This is a genomic window from Corynebacterium sp., from assembly GCF_052107835.1.
In the GTDB taxonomy this organism is placed as follows: Bacteria; Actinomycetota; Actinomycetes; order Mycobacteriales; family Mycobacteriaceae; genus Corynebacterium.
Map to the genome: position 1 here is coordinate 1 of NZ_JBQEDF010000039.1, position 24,949 is coordinate 24,949.

The following is a 24,949-nucleotide window of genomic DNA, read 5'->3' on the forward strand; positions in this document are numbered from 1 at the left end:
ATCACCCACGCCCCCGCCAACTACCACTGCCCGATGTGTGCTTTCGTTGGCGGCGACTACAGCGAGCACAATGCTGCCTCGGATCTCGTGGTCGACCGTGGAGCCGCGTTCGCGCTCATCTCGCCGAAATGGTGGCCGGACAATCCGGGCGGCGCCCTCATTGTCCCTCGGGAGCACATAGAGAACATCTACGACCTACACCGGGACACCGGACACGCCGTATGGGATCTCGTACAGGACGTTGCCATCGCAATGCGCCGCGCATATCCATGCGAAGGCATCACCGTGCGCCAGCACAACGAGCCGGCCGGAAACCAGGACATGTGGCACTTCCACACCCATGTCATCCCGCGATACACGGATGACGAGCTCTACGAACTCAATGACGCTGCCACGTGGCACAGTGAATCAGAGCGCGCACCCTTCGCCGAGGCGTTGAGGAAGCACTCGCTCTGAACACAGGGCCCGCTACTCGCCCGACGCAGCGACCTTCTTCAGCCCACGGCCGGCGACAAGGGCGGTAACCCCCGCTCCCGCTGCCAGGCCGGACAGCCCGAAGGACAGCACGGAGGTCAGCAGCGACGACCGGACGGTCGCCGCCATCAGCGCCGCCTCACGCGCGGGGTCGTCCATCGGCAGCTCGGCGAAGGGCTTGCCCTCGGTCTGTGACAGGAGGTGCTTGTTGACGATGTCCGCCTGCGCGTATGCGGTCACGGGGTCCCCCACCTTCCGGCCAGCCAGTGACTTGACGTCCGGGTGGACGGTGATGCTCTCAGCGAGAAGCTGCTGACGAATCACGAACCAGCTTCCGCCGGCTGCTCCGAGGAAGGCCAGGCCGAGCGTGCTCGCGGTGCGTCCGGCGCGGCGGGCCTTACGGAGGTTCCTGTCGTTGATCGTGGTCATGTGTTGCGGTTCCTTCCAGCGGATTACTTCAGTGGGGTCGACCGGGTCGACCCCCTCTGTTCTACCAGCATTTCGCATATAGCGGTCATGTCAACTACTTTCCGAAACGAAACGCGCGGCAGTACCGGAACCGAGGCTGGCCCCCACCTGCGGACACGTCAGGCCGGAAGAGTTGACTGACGCGGAATTCGCCCTGAAAAGAACCCGGGAGGCCGCAGCGCACGCCACCTTCCACGACTCATCCATCATCCGGGCTGCCAGTCCCCCAGATCAACCACCTCCGTCACCCACTCGGGACGGATAGCCCCGTAGATGTGGGGAAACAGTTCCCCCGTGCCCGCGTCCTCCTCCTCGATCCCGACTCCGGCAGCCCTGATGGCGGCATCGTCGAGGACGAGGACGCACAGCTCGTCCCGCACGTCCGGGTAGAAGCGTTCCGCTGTCGCGGAAACCTGCCCTGCGTGGGAGGCGTGGATGAAACCGACATCCTCCAGTGACAGTCCCCGTGTGGACACACGGTACTCCCCCGCTTCCGCGGCACCTGTCCAGTCGTTCCGGAGTGCGAGATGGTAGAGGGTCATGCACGTCACTATTCCATAACCTGGTGAGCGATCACCTGAGAGCGTGTGCCAGGATATACACATGAGCCTTCCCCACGATGACATCGATCCCGACGGCTTGCTGGAGTACTCCGTCGTCTTCACCGATCGTTCCCTCAACCACATGTCGGCCCGGTTCGTCGGCGTCATGCAGGACATCCGCAACGTGCTCCTGAGCACCTACGGCGCCACCAGCGCCGCCGTCGTCCCCGGCGGCGGCAGCTACGCAATGGAGGCCGTCGCCCGCCAGCTGATCACGGACAGGCGCACTCTGATCGTGCGCAACGGCCTGTTCTCCTTCCGCTGGTCGCAGATCATCGACATGGGGTCCATCACCGGTGACGTGACCGTCCTCAAAGCCCGGCAGACCGCCGACGAGACCACCGCCCCGTGGGAACCGGCACCGATCGACGAGGTCACCGCCGCGATCCGCGAGCAGAAGCCCGAGATCGTCATCGCCCCGCACGTGGAGACCGCGGCAGGGATCCAGCTCCCGGACGCCTACCTCACCGCGATGGGCGAGGCCGCCCACGAGGTGGGTGCACTGTTCGTCCTGGACTGTGTCGCCTCCGGCGCATCATGGGTCTCCATGACGGAGACAGGGGTGGACGTCCTGGTCAGCGCCCCGCAGAAGGGCTGGAGCGGCACTCCCTGCGCCGGCTACGTGATGCTCAGCGATGCCGCCCGCGAGGCCGTGGACGCCTCGACCTCCACCAGCTTCGCTGTGGACCTGAAGAAGTGGCTCTTCATCACCGACGAGTACGCCGCGGGACGCACCCCCTACCACGCCACCCTGCCGACCGACGGTCTGGCGCACAACGCCGCCCTGATGGTCGAGGCCCACGGAATCGGGCTCGACAAGCTGCGGGACGCCCAGATCGAGCTCGGGACGAGGGTCCGTGCCCTGCTCGACGAGCGCGGTATCCAGACCATCGCCACCGGCGAGTTCGCCGCCCCCAGCGTGGTCGTCGCCTACACCGGTGACCCCGCGCTGAAGTCCGGCGCGAAGTTCAGGGAGGCCGGAGTGCAGGTTGCGTCCGGCGTGCCGCTGCAGTGCGGTGAGCGCGACGACTTCTCCACCTTCCGCCTGGGCCTGTTCGGCCTGGACAAGCTGCAGGACGTCGATGGCGCCGTTGACCGGTTCCGCACCGCCCTGGACACGCTGGGACTGTAGAGCCTCAGACGGTGACCACGACCTTGCCGCGCACGTGCCCGGTGCGCTGGAAGTCGACCGCCGCCGAGGTCTCGGAGATCGGGAAGGTTCTCGCGATCTCCACGACGGTCCTCCCCGAGCCGATGTCGGCGGCAATCCGGTCGAGTACGCCGTCCTCCGCGGCGAACCCACCGGTGGACACGATCCCCTCGGGCGCGTCCGGTCCGGCGGCGATCGCCGAGATCCTGGACTCCGCCACCCCGAGCTCAACCGCGGCGGCAGCGGTGTCGGACCCCTGCAGATCAACGGCGGCGTCCACCCCGTCCGGCGCGAGTCCCCGGACCCGGTCCACCAGACCGTCACCGTAGGTGGTCGGCTCCGCGCCGAGTTCGCGCAGGAAACCGTGGTTGTGCTCGGATGCCGTGGCGATCACCCGCGCCCCTCGTTGGACGGCGAACTGGACCGCGAGGACGCCGACTCCCCCGGCCGCCCCGCCGATGAGGACCGTCTCCCCCTCTGCGGGCGCCACCGCGTCGATGGCTGCCCATGCGGTCGGCGCCGCGATGTCGAGCGTCGACGCCTGGACGTCGCTGACCCCGTCCGGGGTGAGGTGCAGTTGATCGGAGTCGATGACCAGGTGCTCAGCCACTGCCCGGGCCCTGGCGCCGCCGAAGACGCGGTCCCCCACGGCGAAGCCGCTGACACCTTCGCCGATCGCCTGGACCTCGCCGGCGAAGTCGTTGCCGTACCCGGTCGGGGCGGACAAGCCCAGCACGGACGGGTCGAGCTGTCCGGTGGCGATCTTCCAGTCGACCGGGTTCAACCCGGCGGCGGTGACCCTGACCAGGACCTCCCCGTGTCCGGGGAGCGGCTCCTCGCGTTCGACGCGTGCGAGGCGGATGGGGTCGTTGAATTCTTCCTGTTCAATGTAAGTGCTCATGTCCCCGGTAACGCCGTACCGACCCCGATCCATTCCGGATACTATTCTCGGTGACATGTTGTTCGCATTCTCCATCGCACCTGCCACCACCCCCGAGCCGGACGGTTCGATGTCGCACATCGTGGCGCGGGCCATCGAGGTCATCCGGGCTTCGGGGCTCCCCCACGAGACCTCCTCGATGTTCACCACCGTCGAAGGCGAGTGGGACGAGGTGATGCCGGTCATCAAACAGGCCTGTGACGCCGTCGCCGAGGTAGCCCCCAGGGTGTCCCTCGTCCTGAAGGCGGATCTCCGCCCCGGGCACACCGGGGAGATCACCGGCAAGGTCGAGCGGCTCAACGAGGCCCTCAGTCCATCAGATGGAGAAGCCAGTTCTTAGGGTCCCCGTTCATCCCCGCATTGATCAGGGCCAACCTCGTCGGAGTGCCACCGAGTCCCCCGCTGTCACTCCCCCACAGTTCCACAATGATCCTGTCGTCCCCCCAGGACTCCAGGACATAGGTCCCGGAATCCCAGATCGTTACGGTGCCCGCACCGGGGTCACCCTCCCCGATGGTCCCCTCGAAACCCCCGTAGCTCAGGGGGTGGTCGTCCGTCTGCACCGCCAGCCGGTCCTGCCCTGAGTCCGTCGGAACACCTTTCGGTAGGGCCCACGACACAAGGACGCCGTTGTGCTCGAGACGGAGGTCCCAGTGCAGGGCTGTTGCGTCATGTTCCTGGACCACGAAGGACGGTCCACCGTCCCCGGGCCCGGCCAGCGCACCCATCGGGTCCCCGTCGGTGAGCAGCCGCTCCATGACCTGGCGGTACCCGAGTTGTTGGACGCCGGGGCCGATTTCGTCCCACCGACGCGGCGCGGCCACCATGGGCCGCGGTCGACCACGCAGTGAGTAGGGCGCACATGTGGTCTTCACACCGTCGTTCTGACTCCAGTCAATCAGCACCCTCCCCTCGCGCACCGCCTTGCCCATCGTGGAGACAACGAGGTCAGGGCGCTCGGCAGCAGTATCATCCGCGATCGCGTGAACCCGGTCCCGGATGACGCGCCGACTGTGGTTGCCGTCGACGCCGGCGTAGACGTGAATACCCTTGCTCCCGGTCGTGACCGGCACGGACACCAGACCCTGCACGTCGAGCTTCTCCTTGACCAGGTGGGCGACCTCCGCACACTCCTCCATGCCCGCACCGTGCCCCGGGTCAAGGTCGAAGACCATGCGGTCAGGGTTGCGAACTCCACCGCGGGGTCCGTACCGCCACTGTGGTGTGTGGACCTCGAGGGCATCGAGCTGGGCGAGCCAGACAAGTGTGGAAGCGCTGTTGACCAGCGGATAGGTGACCGTGCGGCTCTGGTGCTCGTAGTCGCGGGTGTCCACCCACCCCGGCACCCCCGCACTCCGGAGATTGCGTTCGAAGAACGACTCGCTCGGATCCGCGGCCGTCCCGACCCCGCCCACCCACCGTTTCCTGGTGGCGGGCCGGTCATGTGCATGGGCCGTGAACCACGGCGCCACCGCAATCATGTAGTCGATGACATCGCGCTTCGTCGTTCCGGTGGACGGGTAGAGAACCTTGTCCGGGTGAGAGACACGGACAGTATGGTCGGCGAGGGTCACGGTGGTCTCCTGTGCAGCCATGCACCCCAGTCTGGCACCGTCCACCGGGAGGTGTCACTCGTTGTTGCCGGGTAATCAGCCCACCGTCGCCGCGGAGTTCCGCTCGGCGAAGTAGTCCCCCGCCAGCACCGGTTCGTAGTGGACGCCGCCACCGACCGGAGGCGCGAAGGGTTCCACGGTCTGGTCCATGTCCGGTTCGCAGAAGCAGATGATGCTGTAGAGCTCCTCCGTTGGGTCCTGCGCGCTCGGCGCGAGGACACGGTGCCTGGTCGAACGCCACCTGTCACCGGTCCACCGGGCCAGGAGGTCCGCGATGTTGACGGTCATCGTGCCTTCCACGTAGGGCGCGTCCTGCCACTGCCCGTCCGCGGTCTGGACCTGCAGTCCGCCGAGACCGGGCTGCCGGTCGAGGATGGTCACCAGGCCCCAGTCGGTGTGCGGGGCGATGCGGTACTGGTCCTGCTTCGCGGCACCCACCACGGACAGTGCCGGATAGCGGTTGACGTTGAAGGTGTTCGGCGAGTTCCCCGCCCGGTCCACGAAGTACCGGTCGTCCAGCCCGAGCGCGGTGGCGAGCATCTCGAGGATGTCGGTGTACAGCTCCCTTGCTGCCCCGATCCACCGGGTGACCAGAATTTCCAGTTCGGGGACTTCGGCCGGGTACACGTTGGGGCGGAAGTGCGCGGCATCGGTCACCGCGTCCCCGGTGGTGTGCGGACGTCCGAAGGTGAGGGTCTCCTTGAGGTCGGCCCTCTCCGCGTCGGCGTCCTCCCCGTAGTAGGCGTTGGCCTCGTCCCCCGTGCGGATCCAGCCGCGGCCGCCGACGACGGTGCGGTAGTTCTCCTTGGCTCCGTCCGGCAGGTGGAAGAACTCTGCGGCAGCAGAGCGCAGGTCGGACGACAGAACCGGGTCGATCCCGTGGCCGCTGACCATGAAGAACCCGGAATCCTTCATGGCGTGATCGAGGCGTTCAGCGAGTTCGCGCCGTCTGTCCGGACCGGCGGTCCGCCAGTCGGACACGTCGATGAGGGGTATGTCCAGCATTATCCCGGTCATAGGGTTGCCTTTCTTTAGCGTCCACGGGTTGCCGTTATCGTACACTCCCCTGGTACGCCACCTCGCGACCGATCCGGCGGAATCCAATCTCCCGGTTCAAAGCCAGTGCATGCTCATTGACCTGCGAGTTCCAGGTGGCGATCGCGGTGACACCCGGGAAATGCTCGTGGAGCAGACGCAGTCCCTCCAGCTTGACCGCCATACCCAGGCGGTGTCCGCGGTGTGCTTCGGTGACGATGAGATTCGCCTGCAGCGCCAGGGCACTCCCGGTTCCGAGACTCACCTCAGCCTGCGCCACAGCAACCAGGTCCCCGGCCGGCGAGAACGCTGCCGAGGTGACCAGAGCATGCCCGCAGGCCTCGCGGTGCTTGTCCCGTTCGCGGACACGCTCGGGCGTACTGACCGGCACCTCTGATTCCAGGTCCTCGAGGGGCAGCCCCGCATTGAATTCGTTGCCCAGCTCGCACCATTGCTCCATGTACTGCTCCGGCACATTTCCGATCCAGCCCTCGATGCGGTATCCGCCGAAGGAGGCGACGGCGGCGTCATGGAGTTCCACGAATCTTTCTGCGCCCAACGGCAGAGGAAGCACCTGTGTGATCTCGGCGGACTTCAACTCCAGCCCAACGTCCCGTGTCAGGGAATTCGCGGTGTCACCCTCCAGTGGGACCTCGGAGAAGGTGCTCACCGTGCCGCGGCCCGATTCCAGGACAGCCGGACGGACCGCCGCCTCGACGAGCAGGCGTCCCGCACCACGGCCGCGGTGGACCGGCGGGACGCACAGTTCAACGAAGGCCTGGTCGAGGTCCTCCTTCTGAGGGAGGGTGAGATGGGCGAAACCCACCGGCGTTGCACCGTCCCATGCGACCCAGAAGCGGTTGGCGAAGTACCGCCCGTCACTGATCTGCGTACGCCACAGGTCAGGGAGCGTGACAGGTCGGACGCCGAACAGTGCCTCCTCGGCGTCGTCGCTCAGCCCACAGAGCGCGTCGAGCCCCCGGTGATCGGCTGCGGTGACGTCGGTGACGGTGAATCGTGAGGTCATCGCACATACCGTACAGGCTGTGAAGTCCCGCGGCAGCCTACCGCACCCGCGCGGATTCGATCCGGGTCGGTGACAGGGAAGCCGTTGCGGCGGTGCACAGGATCGCCGCGAGGGTCAGCAGGGTGTGCCAGTCCCCGTCGAGCAGCCCGCCGAAGATCACGTACACCACCCCGGCAGCCACAGCGAGGGCCAGGATGGCACCGCCGAAGAGGTTCTCGTTCCCGGTCCCCACCACCGGAATGTAGAGCAGTCCGGCCAGGACACCGACGATGCCTGCGATCGCACCGTAGACCACGGCATTGCCCGGCCCCTGCGCGCCCCACCCGGAGATCGCCGACACGATGAGGTCGATGACCAGCAGCACGGCGAAGGAGATCACCGCGCACAGCACACCGAGGATCACCAGGTTGATGATGACCTTCTTCGTGTCGAACCGCCCCGCGAGCAGGTTCTCCGGCTCCGGACGCTGCTGCGGCGGACGCTGACCGTACTGCTGGTTGTACTGCTGCTGCCCGTACTGCTGCTGGTTGTACTGGCGGGTCGGCTGGTTCTGGCCGTAGCCGCGGTTCGGATCCTGACGGTAGGGCTGCTGGTTACTCATGGCCCGATTGTCCCACGGTATTCAGAGTCTGATCAACAACTCGCCGTGGGGCATCACGAAAACCGCGGCGGGATCAGCGGCCCACTGCCGCCAGCCCTCGCAGATGTCCCCGGTGTCAGCGTCGGGCTCCCTGCCGGCCCCCGGGGTCTCCCGTGACCTGGCGATCCAGCTGTCCGCCAGCCACTGCGCACTGCCTGCCGAGTACGTCCAGGTCGAGGTGCTGAACTCCAGCTGCCCGGACCGGAAACCCGCGTCCAGCGCCCACCGGACGAGCCTGCGTGCAGCATCCGGCTGCCCGCCGTTGCCCGTCGCGCGTTCCCGGTAGCGCGACTGCCACAGTCGCATCCCAGCAGTCTCCGGGTGGAAGAACATCCCGGCGTAGTCGGCGTCCCGCACGGCGACCAGACCACCGGGAGCGGTGACCCGCGAGAACTCCCGCAGCGCGGCCACCGGGTCCGGAAGGTGCTGCAGGACCTGGTGCGCCAGGACGATGTCGAAGGAGCTCCCGGCGAAGGGTAGGGCGTGGGCGTCCCCGGTCATGAACCGGGCGTCCACCCCACGCTGCCCGGCGAGCCCGCGCGCGGCGTCCAACGGTGCCTCGGTGTTCTCCACCCCGGTGACCTGGGAGGCTGCCCCGCCCAGCCCGGCGATACGGGCCGCGATATCGACGGTGATCGAACCGGGACCGCAGCCCACGTCCAGCACCCTGGCATCCCTGTGAAGGTGCGGCAGGACGAAGCCGACCGAGTCCCCGGCCGTGCGTGCCGCATGGTTTCCGAGGGTGGCCCGTCCGTGGCCGTGGGTGTACCGGGAGCTGGTCATCCACCCAGTTTAGCGGTGCCGCCCGTGCCAGAGCGCGGCCTGCACGCGCGAGGTCACCCCGAGCTTGGCGAAGAGGTTTCCCAGGTGCGTCTTCACCGTGGTCTCGCTGATGAACAGCTCCCCGGCGATCCGGCGGTTCGCGTGCCCCTCGGCGATCAGTGCCAGCACCTCCTCCTCACGCCCGGTGAGATGGACCTCCGCGTCGGGCGGTTCCGGTGTGCCGCCGGACTCGCCCTCCCTCGTCCTCAGCGCGGCGACCACCGCCGCGGTCGTCTCGTTGGACAGTGCCGCCTCCCCCCTGGACACGGAACGCACCGCCGCAATGATGTTCGCCGGACGCTCGGTTTTCACCAGGTAGCCGTCCGCACCCGCGGCAATGGCGTCGAGGACGTACTCGTCCAGCCCGAAGGCGGAGATCGCCAGCACCCTGATCCCCTGGGAGCACAGCTGCGGGGTGATGTCGATCCCGGTGGCGCCGGGCATCCGCACATCGGTGAGGACCACATCGGGCCGGACCGTGCCCGCGACCTCCAGGGCGGAGGGGCCGTCATCTGCTTCCCCGACCACGCTGATGTCCGGGGCCGAGTCCAGCAGGGTGACGATTCCGGCCCGAAATGCCGGATGGTCATCGGCGACAACCACGCGGATCGGTGAACTCGGCATCACGAACACTCCTTCAATTTTCCAGGGGCACGCGGGCGGTGACCCTCCATTGTCCGTGGGCGGCGTCGGGACCGGCGTCCACGCACCCTCCCACGGCCTCCGCGCGGTTGGACATCGCCCGCAGGCCGAGCGTGGGTCCGCCTACCGACGGGTCATCGCCGGAGGACGACCCCGCGCGCAGGTCATTGACGCAGTCCAGGGTGGCGTTCCCGTCATGCACCGTGACCGACAGCGACCGTGGTTGCGCTCCGTGGCGCGTGGCATTGGTGACGGCCTCCGCACCGATGTGCAGCAGTGCGGAGCGCACGGGGGCCGGGACAGTGTCCGGGTCCTCGACGTTCCCGTCCACCGATACCGCGGCGTCGTCCCCCAGACGCCGCCGTAGGATGTCCCAGCTCAACGTGGGCTGCGCCGCACTGTCCTGCGCCGTGGCGAGGACACCGATGACCGAGCGCAGGTCGCGCAGTGCGGCTTCCGCACTGGTGCGGGCCGTCTCCAGTGACCGCGTCCGGGCGTCCTCCTCCGGCAGTTCCGCGGCGAGGCTGGTGTGCAGGGTGACCGCGGACAGGTGACCGGCGACCACGTCGTGGAGATCCTGGGCGATACCCAACCGGTCGGCCTCGACCTCACGGGCCGCGCGCTCGCCGGCCAGTTCATGTTCGGTCCTGGCCAACTCCTCCGCCGCCTCCTGGGCGAGCCGGTGGTGGCGGACCTCCCACGCCCACGCCAGCGGGGTGGCCACGATGACCACAACCATCAGCAGCGCGAACACCACGGCTGTCGTCCACGGGAGGTCGGACAGGCCGACAGCGAGCAGCACCCCTCCCAGCAGGATGCCCAGCCCCACGCCGACAGCCGTGGTCACCCGCGCAACGCGGCCGCTGCCCCGGGCGACCGGCGCCCACAACGCCTCCACCAGCAGCACGTAGGCACTGCCCTGCCCGCCGAACAGCAGCTCCGCCAGGCTCAGCGGCATGACGACCGCCAGCATGATCCCCGGGCGCGACGTCCTGAACCCGGTGAAGCCGGCGCCGACGAGCATCAGGACCAGCGAGACCCACCCCGGCCAGACCGGATCACCACCCATGAACGGCTGGTTCGTGATCCCGGCGAGCCACAGGACCAGGACCACCGCGGCGTAGACCACCACGGTACGGGCATCGCCCGCGATGGGGATCCTGCGTGGTGCGTCCTGTGCCATGTGATCAGGCTAGCAAGGGGACGGCCCCGCGATCTCCTACCAATGGAGGAGGTTCCGCCTCCCCGGTGCAGCGCAGAATCATCCTATGGACGTGCTACCTGACCACCTCGGATACCTGTCACTGCTGGTTCTCGCGCTGGTGGACTCCACCAGCATCGGCACCCTCGTGGTCCCGGTCCTTCTGCTGGTCACCGCAGGCGCCGCCGGAACGACGGGAAATGCCCGCAGGTTCGCCGGGCGGACCCTCTACTACCTGCTGGTCATCGGGGTGTTCTACTGGGCACTCGGGCTCGCGCTCACCGCCGGGGCCATGCCGCTCCTCGAACGGTTCCAGGACGTCCTGACGTCCACCGCCGCCATGGCCGTGTACGCCGTGGCCGGTGTCCTGTTGCTCGCGCTGTCCTTCTGGATCGACCCCAAGGCCATCCGCAAGCGCGGCGGCGACCCCGAGGCCGGTGCCCGGCGCTGGCTGGAGCGGGTGCGCAGGGCCGGCGGGAGTCTCCGGGCGTTGACCGGCCTGGCCCTGGTGGCCGGGGTGGTGGAGGCGGCGTCGATGATCCCGTACATCGCGGCGGTCGGCATCATCGCCGACAGCGGTACCGGGATGGGGGGCGCCGCCCTGATCCTGGTGGGCTACTGTGCCGTGATGCTGCTGCCGGGGGTCATCCTGTCACTGGGCCGCGCCCTCGCTGGATCCCGGGTGGACGGTCTGCTCGACCGTATCCGCGCCTGGGGTATCCGGAGTGCTGCGGACACCCTGTCCTGGACGGTGGGGATCGTCGGCGTGATCATCACGCTGAACACCGCCCCGGCTGTTCTGGGGTGAGGCTTCAGTTCATGTTTCGGTGACCTGCTGATGGTTGGTAACGGAATTGACGGTGCCGCGCGATCATGTCGATCGGTTACATGCCGATCGGCTATCCGGCGAACAGTTCGTTCAGGTTCGCGTCCACCTGGGCCATGTAGTCCTGGCTGATGTTGAACAGCCCCAGGTGGCCCGCGATGTCATCGATGGGCCGCAACTCGCTGTCGGGGATCAGCGCCTCCTCCTCGGCACAGTCACGCACCGGGAAGAACATGTCCTCGCTGATCGGCATCACGAAGACCTTGGCGGTGACCCGTCCCAGGGCCGCGGCCAGGTCACCGCCGGTGTGGCGGGAGACGTCCCCGCGCTGCCACTTCCACGCGTTGTTCATCAGGGTGTTGGGGTCCATTCCCATGAACAGCGGGTCCAGGAAGTCCGCCAGCACGGCCTCCTTCGAATCGAAGCCGAGACTGCGCCACGCCTCCTGCTTCCAGAACTCCGTGGAGAAGCCCATCGCCGCCCACAGGTGGGACTGGCGCCGCAGGCCGTCGGCCACCTCGGTGTGGGAGCCGTACTCCCCACCGTTGAACCCGGGGTCCGCCTCGACGGTCTCGCGCAGTGTCTCAGCGAAGATGACGTCGTGCGGGGTGTTCTTCGCGGTGCCGGCGATCGGTGCGGCACGCTGGACCTTGTCCGGGAACCGCACAATCCACTCGTAGGTCTGCTGCGCACCCATCGACCCGCCGACGACCGCGAAGAGTTTCTCGATGCCGAACTTCTCGCGCAGCAGGCGTTCCTGGGCCACCACGTCGTCCCCGATACGGACCTGAGGGAACCTCGACATGGAGATCGAGTCGTCGGTGGTGTTGAACGGGGAGACGGACATGCCGTTGCCGATCTGGTTCACACTGATGATGAAGTACTTCGACGGGTCGAGCGCGTGCTCCTCCCCGATGTAGTGCTGAAACCAGGTCCCGTGGGTCCCCGAATACCAGGTGGGGATCAGGATTGCGTTGGACTTGTCCTCGTTGAGTTCACCGGCGGTGGCGTAGGCGAGCCAGCAGTCGTCGATGACGCCGCCCTCCTCCAGCTCGAGCGTTCCGATGGATGCGGTCTCGTAGGGACCCTGGGCTTCGGCGGTGTAGAAGTCGTTGGAGATCATCTGGCCTCATTCTGCGGAATTGACGACAATATCCCCAACGAAAGTACACACTCACCGTGATGTACGCCACTACCATTTCGGGAATCGCCCTTCCGTCACAGTACTGACGTCACCGGTTTCCTCCCCCTACGATGGTCGCATGAGAAAGCCCTCCGCCCCGTTCGCTGCCCCCGCAGCCACACTCACCGTCGCGGCCCTGTTGCTCGGCGGATGCTCGGCACCGTGGTCGTCCTCCCCCACCGAGGACTTCGTCGAGGCCGTCAACAACTCAGACTGGGAGGCCGCGGCGTCCCACACCGATGATCCGCAGGCCGCCGAACAGTACCTGACCGACATCGACACGAACACCGGGGAGACGGAACTGCACCTGGAGCAGGACGAGGGCTCCACCAGCGCGACCTGGACCGTCCCGTCCGGCGACGACGCCACGTCGGAGGGCACACTGTCCACCGGCGAGGATGACGCCGTCATCTGGGACCCGCAGATCCTGGCGTCCGACCTCACCGCCGACACCACGTTGACCTACTCCGACGACCGGACCTACGACCTTCCCGTGCTCGACCACCGCAATGATGAGCAGCTCGCCTGGACGGACGTCACCGTCGTCACCGCATCCGCCACCGACGAGATGGAGCCGGACGCCCAGGCGTCCGCCATCGCCGACGCGGTGCGTCCGGCGATCCCCGACTACGACGCACGGGACGCCGCGGCCCAGATCACCGAAGCGGGCGGCGACGGCACCGCACTGTTCTCCCTGCGCGAGGACGACGCCGAGGGGGTGATGGGGTCACTGACCGACATCCCGGGCGTGGAGTCCCGGGAGGAGGGACGTCTGCTGCCCGGGGAGTCGACCTCCTCGCCGCTGGACGGTGGGCTGCGCACGTTCTGGGAGGACAGGCTCGACGAGACCGCCGGCTGGACCCTGGCCACCAGCCCCGCCGACGGTGGGGACGGAGCCGAACCGGTGGTCCTGGGACAGGAGGAACCTGAGCAGTCGGAGCCGGTCCGCACCACCATGGACCTCGGCGTGCAGGCGGCGGCGCAGCGCGCGATGGAGGGCACCGACGAGGCCGCGTCCATCGTGGCGATCTCGCCGTCGACCGGCGGGATCCTCGCCGCCGCGCAGAACGGTGCGGCCGATGGTCAGGGCACCCCGGCGACGACCGGACAGTTCCCGCCGGGATCCACCTTCAAGACCGTCACCACCGCAGCCGCCCTGGCCCGGGGCACCGTCGGCCCCGACGACCGGGTTGAATGCCCCGCCTCGGTGGATGTCGACGGGCGCGTGATCCCCAATGACGACGACTTCGACCTCGGTGAGGTCCCCATGCACACCGCCTTCGCCGAATCCTGCAACACCACCCAGGCCCTGATCTCCCGTGACCTCGAACCGACGGACATGAGGAACACCGCGATGCAGCTGGGGCTCGGGGCCGACTTCGAGGCCCCGGGGATGACCTCGATGACCGGGTCCGTGCCGGAGACCGACCAGGGCCCGGCCCGGGTGGAGTCCGCCATCGGCCAGGGCGAGGTGCTGGCGTCCCCGTTCGGCCTGGCCCTGATGGAGGCGTCTCTCGCCAACGGCGGTCGGATGGTCACCCCGTCGCTGATCCAGGGAGAGGAGACGGAGATGGTCGCGCCGGACAGTGCTCCGGAGCCCATGGATCCGCAGGTCGTCGAGCATGTCCGCTCGATGATGCGGGAAACGGTGACCTCCGGTTCTGCGTCCCAGCTGAGCGATATCGAGGGGCTCGGCGGCAAGACGGGCACCGCGGAGATCGACGATGCCACCGCCCACGGCTGGTTCGTCGGCATCGTCGGTGACATGGCCTTCTGCGTCTTCATCGAGGGCGCGGACTCCTCGGGCCCGGCCGTGGACATGGCCGGTGATTTCCTGCGGGACGACGCCCTCTCGGAGGTCACCGGCTGACCCGGTTTTCCGTGCCGGGGCTAACGGGGCGGGGTACCCCGTCGATGGAGTCACTGACACACAATCCACCGAGACCCCCACGAGGAGTGGCAGGAACAGTGGCACACACAACGTCAGAGAACACCTTCCGGCGCCGGATCGTCACCGGCACCGTCGCGGTACTCGCCGCGGTCGGCCTGGCCGGGGCACCCGCAGCACAGACGCAGCCCGAGCTCCCGGACGTCCCGGGATCATCACTGCCGGAGTCATCACTTCCCTCCATGCAGTTCGCCGGGAAATGGGTCGACGTCAACCCGACCGGCGGCGGTGAGTTGACCTTCCACAACGGCCGGCTGTCCGGCACGGACGGCTGCAACGGCATCGGGACGAACTACTCCGTCGCCGGCAACGCCGCCTTCGTCGAACCGTTCCTCTCCACCCAGATGGCCTGCACCGGCCCCTGGAGCCAGTGGCTCATGGGTGTGAAGTCCATCCAGCACTACGGCGTCTTCATGGTCGTCCTGGGCGACGGCGGCAACGTCCTCGGCGTCCTGCGCCCGGCGTAGGAGGATGTGACACAGTATCAGCATGACTTTCCGAACCCGTGCCGTCGCCTGTGCGGCGGCACTCGTTCTTGTCCCGGGCCTGCTCAGCGGCTGCGGACAGGAACAGGACGCAGAAGCACCGGAGGAGACACCGACCACCGAGGAGGACACCGTGGCAGACAGCCCCGACGCACCCGGGAACACTGAATTCACCGGCACCTGGGTCGACCCGGACGGCAACGGCTACCTCACCTTCGACGACCGGGGCAACGTCCGCGGCAGCGACGCCTGCAACGGGATCGGCACCACGTTCACCGTCGATGACGCCAGCGGTGCGGCCACACTCGAGCCCTTCGCCACAACGATGATGGCCTGCCCCGAGGGCTGGTCGCAGTGGCTGCTGCAGGTCACCACGGTCGAACACCACGGTGACCGGCTGACCGTCCTCGGCCGCGAGGGTGAGGAGGTCGGCATCCTGGTGCCCGGTGAGGAACCGGCCGGGTGAACCACCGCAGGCTCCCCCGGTTGATCGCCACGGACCTGGACAACACGTTGCTGCGCAGCGACCGGACCGTGAGCGGACGCACGGTCGCCGCACTGGACGCTGCGCGTGCCGCAGGCATCACTGTCGTCCCGGCGACGGCGCGCAATCCGGTGGGCCTCCATGCCGTCAACCATGCCACCCGGTTCGCGGACTGGGCGCTGTGCGGCAACGGCGCCTACGGCATCCACCTGACCAGCGATGAGGTCCTGTACTCCACACAATTGCAGGTCAGCGTGCTCGAGGACTTCACGTCAGCGGTCAGCGAGCGGGAACCAGACGTCCGCTTCGCCGCGGTGCGCGAGGCGGGCCGGGTCTTCCTCGCCCAGGACGGGTACGCCGCGATGGCGACGCTGTCGGACCACAGCCGGGACCCGGCGACGATGGGAGCGGCCGCCCTGGACGACCTCACCTGCGCACCCGCCCTGAAACTTGTCTTCCGCCACCCCACGCTTCCCGCGCCTGAGCTGTTCCACAGGGCGCGGGCCAGCACCCGCAGTCTCGCCCCGCACCTGGAGATGACCATGTCAGGGGCACCGTTCGTCGAGGTCATGGCGTCAGGGGTGTCCAAGGCGTCCGGCCTGGAGCAGCTCTGCTCCCACCTGGGTATCGCGCGGCGGGACGTGCTGGCCTTCGGTGACGGGCTCAACGACACCGACATGCTCGCCTGGGCCGGCCACGGTGTCGCCGTCGCCAACGCCGGTCAGACCGTGCTGGCGTGCGCGGACCAGGTCACCGCCTCCAATGACGATGACGGCGTGGCCGTCGTCATCGAGGAGCTCCTGGGGCTTCCAGCTGCCCGCGCAGGCAGTCCCCGATGACCTGCACGGCGTCGCCGAAACGCGCCGAGTCGGGTCCGGCGAAGTTCAGCCGGACGTAGCGTCCCGCGGCCTCAGTGGGGAACAGCGCATCGCCTGACGCGATCACCACCCCGGCACGTTCGCAGTCGATGACCAGCCGGTGCAGGTCGGTGGCGTCGGGCAGACGCACCCACAGGTTGAGGCCCCCGGCAGGGACCCCGGTGAGAGCAGCCTCCGGGAGATGGGTGTGCACCGCATCGACCAGCAGGTCGCGACGGGAGCGCAGCTGACCACGCAACCCCTTCAGGTGGGTGTTCCACGCGGGCTGGCTGACCACATCCAGTGCGGCGGCCTGCAGTACCGGCGAGACGTACATCGCGGACGCGGCGACATTGGCGAGGATGCGGTCCCGGACTGGCCCGCGGGCGATGACGGCACCCACCCGCAGTGCCGGGGACACACTCTTGGTCAGCGAGCGCAGGTAGATGATCCGGCCGTCCGTGTCCCGGGCAGCCATCGGGGGAAGCTCGGTCTCCCCGCTGAGGCCGAGGTCGTGGGCCCAGTCGTCCTCGACGAGGAAACACCCGTGCTTCTCCAGGACGTCCATGACCTCCCGTCGTCGGGCCGGTGACCAGAGCACGCCGGTGGGGTTGGTGTACCGGGGCTGGGCGTAGAAGGCACGGGCGCCGGTGCGGGCGAGCACACGCTCGAGTTCCAGCGGATCGGGCCCTCCCGTCCCGCCTGCGACGGGGACCAGGTTCACCCCGGTCTGGGCCGCGGCCAGGATCGCTCCCCAGTACGTCGGCGATTCGATGAGCACCGGTTCCCCGGGGTCGGCGACCGCCCGGAAGATCGCGGCGAGACCGGACTGGGTTCCGGGCAGGACGGTCACATCCGCCGCCGAAGGCGCGGGTACCCCGGGTGGGGTGTGGCTGCCGAGCTCGTGGGCGAACCAGCTGCGCAGTCCGGGCATTCCGGCACGCGGTGCGGTCGCGACGGCGTACTCGCTGCGCGCGGCACGGGCCAGTGCCTGGCGGACGAGCTTTTCGGGCAGCAGCCTGCGGTCGGGGTAGCCGACGTGCAGGGAGACGGTGTCCGTCGGAACGGTGCGCAACGGACCTTCGTCAGCGACTGTGCCCATGTGCCCGATGGTTCCCACCGGTCCGAGTGCCCCGGCCTGCCAGGAATAGTCGGCCGGGCGCAGCGTCATGGCACCGTGACCGGCGGTGCTGAACGTTCCGACCCCGGGGCGGGTCTCCACCAACCCCTCGGCGGCGAGGGTGCGCAGCGCCGCCTGCACCGTTCCGGGCCCCACACCGTGCTCACGGACCAGGGCACGGGTGGCCGGCAGACGGCTCCCGGGGGCACGCCCGGCGATCCACCGCCGGAGTTCCGAAACAAGGCGGGAACTGCTACTGTTGGACATGAGAATAGATAGTAGCGCTACTACGCAACAATCGACACCGCTACCGAGGCGCACTGTCCGCCAGTCCTCGAAACTGCGCAATGTCCTCTACGAGATCCGCGGGCCCGTCGCCGACCGCGCCGCCGAGATGGAACGCGCCGGAACAGACGTCCTGAAACTCAACATCGGCAACCCCCAGCCCTTCGGTTTCCAGGCTCCACCACAGATCACGGCACACATGGCCGAGGCGTTGGCGAGTTCCCACGGCTACTCCGACTCCCACGGCATTCCCGCCGCGGTCGACGCGGTGATCGGACGCTACGCCGCTGTCGCCGGATTCCCAACGCTCGACCGTGAGGACGTGTTCCTGGGCAACGGGGTCTCCGAACTGATCACCATGACCTGCCAGGCCCTGGTCGACAACGGCGACGAGATCCTGATCCCCGCACCCGACTACCCGCTGTGGACGGCGATGGTCACCCTCGCCGGCGGCACCCCCGTGCACTACCGCTGCGACGAACAGGACGCCTGGAACCCCGATCTCGCCGACATGGAGGCGAGGATCACCGGACGCACCACCGCGATCGTGGTGATCAACCCGAACAACCCGACCGGGGCGGTCTACCCCCGGCACATCCTGGAGGGCATCGCGGACATCGCGCGCCGGCATTCGCTGACCCTGCTGGTCGACGAGATCTACGACGAAATCACCTACGACGGGACCGGTCACACCCACGTCGCCACCGTCGCCCCGGACGTCCTGACCCTCAGCTATTCCGGGCTGTCGAAGTCGAGCCGTCTGGCCGGCTACCGCGCCGGGTGGATGGTGGTGTCCGGCCCGAAGGAGCACGCCTCCGATTTCCTGCACGGACTGAACCTGATGGCGTCGACCCGCCTGTGCCCGAATGTCCCGGGGCAGCACACGGTCGTTGCCGCGTTGGGCGGTGGCGGTGGAGTGCCGGACGCCGACCTCTCGATCGCCTCACTGACCGGTCCGGGCGGACGGCTGCGTCGACAGCGGGACGTGGTGGACAGAGCATTGAACGGCATGGACGGCGTGAGCTGCGTGACACCGCGGGGTGCCCTGTACGCCTTTCCCCGTCTGGATCCGGAAGTCCACGACATCCACGACGACGAGCAGCTGGTCATGGACCTGCTGGAGCGCGAGCACATCCTGCTGGTGCACGGACGCGGCTTCAACTGGCCAGCACCGGACCACCTGCGCATCGTCCTGCTGCCCGGGGAGAAGGTGCTTGCCACGGCGATGGAGCGGATGGGCAACTTCCTCGTCAACTATCGGCAGTGAACACCCCAGTCAGCCCCTACCGCCTACCATTGACCCATGACCACTCCACCCACCCCTATCGCCTTCGTCATCGCCGGTTCCGAAGCCACCGGTGGCGCCGGCATCCAGGTTGACCTGAAGACCTTCCAGCAGCAGGGCGTCTACGGCGTCGGCGCACTGAGCTGCATCGTCGCCTTCGACCCGAACAACAACTGGGCCCACCGCTTCCACCCGGTCGATCCGGGGATCATCGCCGAACAGTTCGAGGCCGCATTCGCCACGCACGCACCGGACGCCATGACCACCGCGAAGGTCGGCATGCTGGGCACGCCCCAGACCATCGACGTCGTCGCCTCGAAACTCGCCGAGCGCGAGTGGACGAACCTGGTCGTCGACCCCGTGCTGATCTGCAAGGGCCAGGAGGCCGGCGCAGCGCTGGACACCGACAACGCGCTGCGGGAGAAGGTCCTGCCGCTGGCCAGTGTCGTCACCCCGAACGTCTTCGAGTCCCAGACACTGTCCGGCATGGAGAGCATCGAGACCGTCGCCGAGTTGGAGGAGGCTGCCAAGCGCATCGGTGAACACGTCCCCTACGTCCTGGCCAAGGGCGGGGTGGAGCTCCCCGGCGAGGACGCTGTGGACGTCCTCTGGGACGGGCACGAGATCACCCGCTTCAGTGCGCCGAAGATCGGCGAGCAGCGTGTGTCCGGTGCCGGCTGCACCGTTGCCGCCGCCGTCACCGCGGAGCTGGCCAAGGGCAATGACATCGCCACTGCCGTGCAGGTCGCCAAGGACCTCGTGACCCGCGGTATCGAGCACCGGGTCAGTGCGAACACCCCCTTCGACACGGTCTGGCAGGGGGCGTGACACCCCCGCACACGCCCCTTAGTGTGTGAAGGGAAGACCGCAGCGCACGGGCGTACGGGATAGGGACGTAGCCCGTGCACCCGGCATCAGGCACCCCCGCCCCGTAAGGTGGACCGTCGAACTGACACCTACCCCGCTCTGCGGACCTCCTCAGGAACCGACAGAGCGGAGATCGGAATGACTCTGTGCCCGAGACGCCAGAGAACAACGGTAAGGCGACCGACGGTTTCCTGACCTCCACCCGCAACGTCGGGTTGTACCCGGACGACATGCACCCCGGACTCGTTCCCGGGATCAGTGTCGACGAACAGCGTAACCGCTTCGGCCTGGACAAGGTCGTCTTCTCCATCACCGCAGTGCTCATCGTCGCCTTCATCGCGTGGGGTGTCATCAACCCGGACTCCGTGTCCAGCGTCTCCTCCTCGATGTTCTCCTGGGCGATGGAGAACACCGGCTGGCTGCTGAACATCGTGATGATCATCGCGCTGGTCGTGATGGTCTACCTCGCGTTCTCCCGTTTCGGGCAGATCAAGCTCGGCAAGGACGACGAATCCCCCGAGTTCTCCCGCTTCGCCTGGGTCGCCATGATGTTCGGTGCCGGGATCGGCGTGGGCATCTTCTTCTTCGGCCCCTCCGAGCCACTCACCTACTACATGGACCCGCCGCCCCACACGGTCGACGCCGACACCCCGGAGGCCCTCCACCAGGGCATGGCGCAGGCCCACTTCCACTGGGGCCTGTCCCCCTGGGCGCTGTACGCGCTGGTCGGCGGCGCACTCGCCTACAGCACCTACCGTCGCGGCCGCGTGTCCCTGTTCAGCTCCGTCTTCCGCACCCTCTTCGGCGAGCGGCACACCAACGGCGTCGCCGGACGTCTCGTGGACATGATGGCCATCATCGCCACGCTCTTCGGCACCGCCGCGACCCTGGGCCTGGCCGCCATCCAGATCGGCACGGGCGTGGAGATCATCTCCGGAATCGGTGAGCTGGCGAATTCGGCGCTGATCCTGATCATGGCCGTCCTGACCCTCGCGTTCATCATCAGCGCGGTCTCCGGCGTGGCCCGCGGCATCCGCTACCTGTCGAACCTGAACATCACCCTGACCCTCGGGCTGGTGCTGTTCGTCTTCATCGCGGGACCGACGCTGTTCCTGCTCAACCTCATCCCGTCCGGTGTGGCGTCCTACGCCTCGAGCCTGGTGGAGATGATGGGCAAGTCACTGTCCTGGGGCCAGGACACGGTCGACTTCCAGGCCATCTGGACCGCCTTCTACTGGGCCTGGTGGATCGCCTGGACCCCGTTCGTCGGCATGTTCATCGCCCGGATCTCGCGTGGACGCACCCTGCGCGAGTTCTCCGTGGTCACCACCCTGGTCCCCACGGCGATCCTGATCCTGGCGTTCACCGTCTTCGGCGGCGCCTCGATCTCCCAGCACCGTGAGGGTGCCGAGGGGATGGAGGGCGACGGCTCCTCCGAGCAGATCCTGTTCTCCATGTTCGACAACCTGCCGCTCGCGGGGATCACGCCGTTCATCATCATCTTCGTGCTCGCCGTATTCTTCATCACCTCCGCGGACTCCGCGTCGCTGGTGATGGGCACCCTGTCGGAGAAGGGCAACCCGGAACCGAACAAGCTCGTCGTCGTGTTCTGGGGCCTGTGCATGATGGGTATCGCCGTGGTCATGCTGCTCACCGGCGGCGAGGACGCATTGACCGGCCTGCAGAACCTGACGATCCTCATCGCCATCCCGTTCTCGGTGGTGCTGCTGGGGCTGATCGTCGCCTTCCTGCGCGACCTCAGCACCGACCCGGCGGCGATCCGCCGCACCTACGCCAAAACCGCCATCAAGAACGCGGTGGTCAAGGGGCTCGAGGAGCACGGAGACGACTTCGAGCTGTCCATCTCGCGCGCGGCCGAGGGTGAGGGCGCAGGTGCCCACTTCGACTCCACCTCCGACGAGGTCACCGAGTGGTACCAGCGCACCGACGAGGACGGCCGGAGCGTCGGCTACGACTACGGCTCCGGAGAGTGGGCCGACGGCTGGACCCCCGGGGACGGGCGCGCCGACCACATCGGCGACGAGGACGCCGACGGTCTCCCCGAGACCCCGGAGCGCAACAGGGACTAGCGGCTACGCTCAGCACAGACGGAGCCTCAACAGCTCCTCCAGCAGGTCGAGGGTCGGGGTGGGCACACCGTGGGCGGCTCCGGCCCGGGTGATCGCTCCGAGCTGGGAGTCCAGCTCACCGGCGTCACCGGCGGCGATGTCACGCTGCATCGAACTGGTGGAGCCCTCCGGCTGGGCATCGGTGAACGCCATCGTCCGTTCCACCACGTCGTCCGACAGGTCGACACCGGTACCGCGTGCGGCGGCCGCAGCCTCCTCCATCAGTGCGGTCAGGCTGCCGCGCAGTTCGCTGCGCAGCACCCCGAGGGGTCGGTCCGCCACCGCCCCGAGTGCACCGAAACAGGTGACGAACATGGCCTTCTCCCAGATGTCGCTCCACACGTCGTCGCGGACGATGCCGCTGATCCCCGCGTCGTCCAGGGCGGTGGCGAACCGGGCGAGGCCGGCGTCCCGCGTACTGCCCTCCCCGCCCCACACACCGGTGGTGTAACTGCGCACCCCTCCGTCGAACCGGACGGTCGCCGCACCGGTGTGGATGAAGAATCCGCGGACCACGCCAGGCCAGGTCCGCTGCTCCCCCACCACGTCGGCGACCAGACGGTGGGCCTCCACCGAGTTCTGCGTGGTCGCCACCGGGGGCCCACCGGGAATATCACTGATCAGCGCGGCGATCTGCCTGCGACGGGTGTCCGGGGTCAGCCCCGTCGCCTTCACCGCCAGCAGGACCACGTCCACCGGGGAACCGTCCCGCGCGGTGAGGTCGGCCGGCCGTTCCACCGCACGAACGGCGATGGGATCCGAGTCGACCACGCCCCCGGTGACCGTGAGCCCGGTCGTCCTGACCTGCTCCAGCGTGCTCCCGCGTGCCAGGACGGTGACCTCGTGACCTGCCCGTGCCAGGCCCGCACCGAAGAAAGTGCCGACCGCCCCGGCTCCGATGATTCCGATTCTCAGCATGCCCAGTACGATAATCTCCCATGAGCCCCACGAACAGCGAACGCGAGATTCTCACCTACGACCTCTTCGGCCACGCGATCAAGGACCTGGCACAGACGGTCATCGACGACTACAAGCCCGACCTGATCCTCTCCATCGCCCGCGGCGGCCTGCTCATCGGCGGTGCGCTCGGCTACGCGATGGGGGTGAAGAACGTCTCCGTGATCAACGTGGAGTTCTACACCGGCATCGGGGAGACCCTCGAGGCACCCGTCATGCTGCCGCCCACCCCGGAGGCCATCGACCTGTCCGGCATGAAGGTCCTCATCGCCGACGACGTCGCCGACTCGGGCAAGACCCTGGAACTGGTCCAGGAGTACTGCGCGGCGACCGTCGCAGAATCGCGTACCGCGGTGATCTACCACAAGCCGCGCTCGATCATCACCCCGGACTACGTATGGAGGAAGACCGACCAGTGGATCGACTTCCCCTGGTCCGACTTCCCGGTCATCACGCCCACCGGAACACCCGGCGGCAGCGACGCCAGCTAGCGACACGTCCCGCCGACCCGCTCCAGTTCGGCGGCCACGGCGACCAGGCGTTCCTCCGAATTATCCGGGCCCACCAGCTGGACCGACAACGGCAGGCCGTCCGTCCCCGTGCCCGCCGGGACGGCTGCGGCAGGGAACCCGGTCACATTCCACATCGCCGTGTAGGCGACGGGGCCGCTGGCCGCCAGCAGCGTGCGCACCGCGCCCTTCCCCTCGATGGCATTCGCCTCCCCGGGACGGCCCGGCACCGTGGGGGTGAGCAGGAGGTCCACGTCCTGCCAGGTCGCATCCATCCGCCGCGCGATGGCTTTCCCCTTCTCCTCGGCCCACAACCGCACCGGCTCGACCGCCCAGCAGCCCAGCCGGATCACGGCGCGTGTCCTGCGTTCGAGCATCTCGGGGTGCTCAACCTCCCTGGCCTCCGAACGGATGCCGGCGAAAAACTGGGGGATGAAGGACGCCGTGGGGTCCGGGTACTCCGGTTCCCGGTCGATGACCGTGTGCCCCGCTTCCCTGAGGAAGTCAGCCGCCCTCCTCACTACATCGGCGTGCTCGGGGTGGAGTGTGGCCGTCCTTGCCGGGGCGTTCAACGCCACACCGATGCGCAGCCGTGGGCGACTGTCCGCCTGCTGCTCTGCGTCCTGCAGGGAGCCGATCGGTTCGGCACGGTAGTCATCCACGTCCTGCGAACCGGCGATGAGGTCTTAGACCAGGGCGGAATCACGCACGGACCTGGTGAGCGGCCCCGTGGTCCCCAGCGCATGCCACAGGTGCGCGTTCGGGGAGGCGGAGACCCTGCCCCGCTGCGGTTTCAGTCCGACGAGCCCGGTATTGGCCGCAGGGATGCGGATGGATCCTCCGCCGTCCCCTCCCAGGGCGACCGGGACGAAGCCGGCCGCGACCACCGCCGCCGACCCGCCGCTGGATCCACCGGGCGTCCTCGACTGGTCACGGGGGTTCCGGGTCACCCCGTACCCGGTGGTCTGCGTGTACGGCCAGGCGCCGAACTCGGGCATGCGGGTGGTGCCGACGATGATCGCCCCAGCCCCGCGCAGTGTCCGCACGACCAGGCTGTCCTCCCCAGCCGGTGTCGTGTTCGCCCTGGTCCCGAAGGTGGTGACCACGCCCTTGACGTTGAGCTCGGATTTCACCGCGACCGGAACCCCGTGCAGCGGCCCTCGGTCCCCCGGGGCGAGGTGGTCCAACGCGGCCGCCGCGTCCAGCGCCTCCTCCGCCAGGACGGTGGAGAAGGCATTGAGGTCACGGTCGAGCCGGGCGATGCGATCCAGCGCTGCCCGGATCCCCCGGGTCGCGCCGTCACACGTCGAGTCCGTGAGCGTTGCGACCCGGTCCCGCCACCCGTGGGCGTCGAGGCTGTGCCAGGGCGACGTATCTCCTGCTGCGGTGTCCATGACCTG

At 68.1% G+C, this 24,949-nt stretch carries 25 protein-coding genes and 1 pseudogene; 12 read left to right on the top strand and 14 right to left on the bottom strand.

Annotated elements, in window-relative coordinates; all coding sequences use genetic code 11:
* Positions 1-456 (top strand): HIT family protein (locus ACTIL2_RS10200; protein WP_442337361.1); only part of this gene is annotated, 456 nt, incomplete at its 5' end.
* 12 nt (positions 457-468) lie between these two features.
* Here ACTIL2_RS10200 and ACTIL2_RS10205 read toward each other — a convergent pair.
* Positions 469-903 (bottom strand): hypothetical protein, encoded by a 435-nt coding sequence (locus ACTIL2_RS10205; protein WP_442337362.1) that lies wholly within the window; start codon positions 901-903, stop codon positions 469-471.
* Positions 904-1,148: 245 nt separating this feature from the next.
* Positions 1,149-1,484, bottom strand: coding sequence for a DUF952 domain-containing protein (locus ACTIL2_RS10210; protein WP_442337363.1), 336 nt, complete (start codon positions 1,482-1,484; stop codon positions 1,149-1,151).
* A gap of 61 nt (positions 1,485-1,545) precedes the next feature.
* Between ACTIL2_RS10210 and ACTIL2_RS10215 the strand changes: the two genes are divergently transcribed.
* Positions 1,546-2,676, top strand: a complete 1,131-nt coding sequence (locus ACTIL2_RS10215) for an aminotransferase class V-fold PLP-dependent enzyme (RefSeq protein ID WP_442337364.1) — start codon at positions 1,546-1,548, stop codon at positions 2,674-2,676.
* Between the two features lie 4 nt (positions 2,677-2,680).
* Here the strand turns inward: ACTIL2_RS10215 and ACTIL2_RS10220 are convergent, their stop codons facing one another.
* Positions 2,681-3,595 (bottom strand): NADP-dependent oxidoreductase, encoded by a 915-nt coding sequence (locus tag ACTIL2_RS10220; RefSeq protein ID WP_442337365.1) that lies wholly within the window; start codon positions 3,593-3,595, stop codon positions 2,681-2,683.
* A 55-nt stretch (positions 3,596-3,650) separates the two neighbouring features.
* Here ACTIL2_RS10220 and ACTIL2_RS10225 point away from each other — a divergent pair, with 55 nt between their 5' ends.
* Entirely contained in the window at positions 3,651-3,974 is a 324-nt protein-coding gene (locus ACTIL2_RS10225) for a thiamine-binding protein (RefSeq protein WP_442337366.1), read from the top strand.
* Here ACTIL2_RS10225 and ligD read toward each other — a convergent pair.
* From ligD to ACTIL2_RS10260, 7 genes are read right to left on the bottom strand one after another with little or no spacing between them, the layout of a single operon-like run.
* Entirely contained in the window at positions 3,943-5,229 is a 1,287-nt protein-coding gene (gene ligD, locus ACTIL2_RS10230; protein WP_442337367.1) for a non-homologous end-joining DNA ligase, read from the bottom strand. The genes ACTIL2_RS10225 and ligD overlap by 32 nt on opposite strands.
* A gap of 54 nt (positions 5,230-5,283) precedes the next feature.
* On the bottom strand, positions 5,284-6,252 hold the full coding sequence (locus ACTIL2_RS10235) for an isopenicillin N synthase family dioxygenase (protein ID WP_442337368.1): 969 nt from the start codon (positions 6,250-6,252) through the stop codon (positions 5,284-5,286).
* A 46-nt stretch (positions 6,253-6,298) separates the two neighbouring features.
* Positions 6,299-7,309 (bottom strand): GNAT family N-acetyltransferase, encoded by a 1,011-nt coding sequence (locus ACTIL2_RS10240; protein ID WP_442337369.1) that lies wholly within the window; start codon positions 7,307-7,309, stop codon positions 6,299-6,301.
* A 37-nt stretch (positions 7,310-7,346) separates the two neighbouring features.
* Positions 7,347-7,910 carry a hypothetical protein gene (locus ACTIL2_RS10245; protein WP_442337370.1) on the bottom strand — a complete coding sequence of 188 codons (564 nt, stop codon included), beginning with the start codon at positions 7,908-7,910 and terminating at the stop codon, positions 7,347-7,349.
* A gap of 21 nt (positions 7,911-7,931) precedes the next feature.
* A complete protein-coding gene (locus tag ACTIL2_RS10250) occupies positions 7,932-8,732 on the bottom strand; it encodes a class I SAM-dependent methyltransferase (RefSeq protein ID WP_442337371.1) in 801 nt (266 codons plus the stop codon).
* 9 nt (positions 8,733-8,741) lie between these two features.
* A complete protein-coding gene (locus ACTIL2_RS10255) occupies positions 8,742-9,395 on the bottom strand; it encodes a response regulator (RefSeq protein ID WP_442337372.1) in 654 nt (217 codons plus the stop codon).
* A 13-nt stretch (positions 9,396-9,408) separates the two neighbouring features.
* Positions 9,409-10,596, bottom strand: coding sequence for a sensor histidine kinase (locus ACTIL2_RS10260; protein WP_442337373.1), 1,188 nt, complete (start codon positions 10,594-10,596; stop codon positions 9,409-9,411).
* Positions 10,597-10,681: 85 nt separating this feature from the next.
* On the opposite strand from ACTIL2_RS10260, the gene ACTIL2_RS10265 reads away from it, so the two are divergent.
* Positions 10,682-11,422 carry a GAP family protein gene (locus tag ACTIL2_RS10265; protein ID WP_442337374.1) on the top strand — a complete coding sequence of 247 codons (741 nt, stop codon included), beginning with the start codon at positions 10,682-10,684 and terminating at the stop codon, positions 11,420-11,422.
* Positions 11,423-11,513: 91 nt separating this feature from the next.
* Here ACTIL2_RS10265 and ACTIL2_RS10270 read toward each other — a convergent pair whose 3' ends face one another.
* Positions 11,514-12,563, bottom strand: a complete 1,050-nt coding sequence (locus ACTIL2_RS10270; RefSeq protein ID WP_442337375.1) for an alpha/beta fold hydrolase — start codon at positions 12,561-12,563, stop codon at positions 11,514-11,516.
* Positions 12,564-12,702: 139 nt separating this feature from the next.
* Here ACTIL2_RS10270 and ACTIL2_RS10275 point away from each other — a divergent pair, with 139 nt between their 5' ends.
* From ACTIL2_RS10275 to ACTIL2_RS10290, 4 genes are all read left to right on the top strand, one after another.
* The gene (locus tag ACTIL2_RS10275) at positions 12,703-14,493 is read left to right on the top strand and encodes a penicillin-binding transpeptidase domain-containing protein (RefSeq protein WP_442337376.1); all 1,791 of its coding nucleotides are present in this window, start codon (positions 12,703-12,705) and stop codon (positions 14,491-14,493) included.
* Between the two features lie 98 nt (positions 14,494-14,591).
* On the top strand, positions 14,592-15,038 hold the full coding sequence (locus ACTIL2_RS10280) for an META domain-containing protein (RefSeq protein ID WP_442337377.1): 447 nt from the start codon (positions 14,592-14,594) through the stop codon (positions 15,036-15,038).
* A 22-nt stretch (positions 15,039-15,060) separates the two neighbouring features.
* The gene (locus tag ACTIL2_RS10285; RefSeq protein ID WP_442337378.1) at positions 15,061-15,522 is read left to right on the top strand and encodes an META domain-containing protein; all 462 of its coding nucleotides are present in this window, start codon (positions 15,061-15,063) and stop codon (positions 15,520-15,522) included.
* Positions 15,519-16,379 carry a Cof-type HAD-IIB family hydrolase gene (locus tag ACTIL2_RS10290; protein WP_442337379.1) on the top strand — a complete coding sequence of 287 codons (861 nt, stop codon included), beginning with the start codon at positions 15,519-15,521 and terminating at the stop codon, positions 16,377-16,379. The genes ACTIL2_RS10285 and ACTIL2_RS10290 overlap by 4 nt, the downstream gene beginning before the upstream one ends.
* Here the strand turns inward: ACTIL2_RS10290 and ACTIL2_RS10295 are convergent.
* The gene (locus ACTIL2_RS10295; protein ID WP_442337380.1) at positions 16,327-17,784 is read right to left on the bottom strand and encodes an aminotransferase-like domain-containing protein; all 1,458 of its coding nucleotides are present in this window, start codon (positions 17,782-17,784) and stop codon (positions 16,327-16,329) included. The genes ACTIL2_RS10290 and ACTIL2_RS10295 overlap by 53 nt on opposite strands.
* On the opposite strand from ACTIL2_RS10295, the gene ACTIL2_RS10300 reads away from it, so the two are divergent.
* The 3 genes from ACTIL2_RS10300 to ACTIL2_RS10310 all read left to right on the top strand — a co-directional run bounded on the left by ACTIL2_RS10300 (position 17,783) and on the right by ACTIL2_RS10310 (position 22,044).
* On the top strand, positions 17,783-19,069 hold the full coding sequence (locus tag ACTIL2_RS10300) for a pyridoxal phosphate-dependent aminotransferase (protein ID WP_442337381.1): 1,287 nt from the start codon (positions 17,783-17,785) through the stop codon (positions 19,067-19,069). The genes ACTIL2_RS10295 and ACTIL2_RS10300 overlap by 2 nt on opposite strands.
* Before the next feature lie 36 nt (positions 19,070-19,105).
* Positions 19,106-19,915, top strand: coding sequence for a hydroxymethylpyrimidine/phosphomethylpyrimidine kinase (locus tag ACTIL2_RS10305; RefSeq protein ID WP_442337382.1), 810 nt, complete (start codon positions 19,106-19,108; stop codon positions 19,913-19,915).
* A 269-nt stretch (positions 19,916-20,184) separates the two neighbouring features.
* Positions 20,185-22,044, top strand: coding sequence for a BCCT family transporter (locus ACTIL2_RS10310; RefSeq protein WP_442337389.1), 1,860 nt, complete (start codon positions 20,185-20,187; stop codon positions 22,042-22,044).
* 9 nt (positions 22,045-22,053) lie between these two features.
* Here ACTIL2_RS10310 and ACTIL2_RS10315 read toward each other — a convergent pair whose 3' ends face one another.
* On the bottom strand, positions 22,054-22,998 hold the full coding sequence (locus ACTIL2_RS10315) for a 2-dehydropantoate 2-reductase (protein ID WP_442337390.1): 945 nt from the start codon (positions 22,996-22,998) through the stop codon (positions 22,054-22,056).
* Positions 22,999-23,021: 23 nt separating this feature from the next.
* Between ACTIL2_RS10315 and ACTIL2_RS10320 the strand changes: the two genes are divergently transcribed.
* Positions 23,022-23,531 (top strand): phosphoribosyltransferase, encoded by a 510-nt coding sequence (locus ACTIL2_RS10320; protein WP_442337383.1) that lies wholly within the window; start codon positions 23,022-23,024, stop codon positions 23,529-23,531.
* Here the strand turns inward: ACTIL2_RS10320 and ACTIL2_RS10325 are convergent.
* Positions 23,528-24,943, bottom strand: a pseudogene (locus ACTIL2_RS10325) (amidase family protein). The gene ACTIL2_RS10320 and the pseudogene ACTIL2_RS10325 sit on opposite strands and share 4 nt — an antisense overlap.
* Positions 24,944-24,949: the final 6 nt, after the last annotated feature.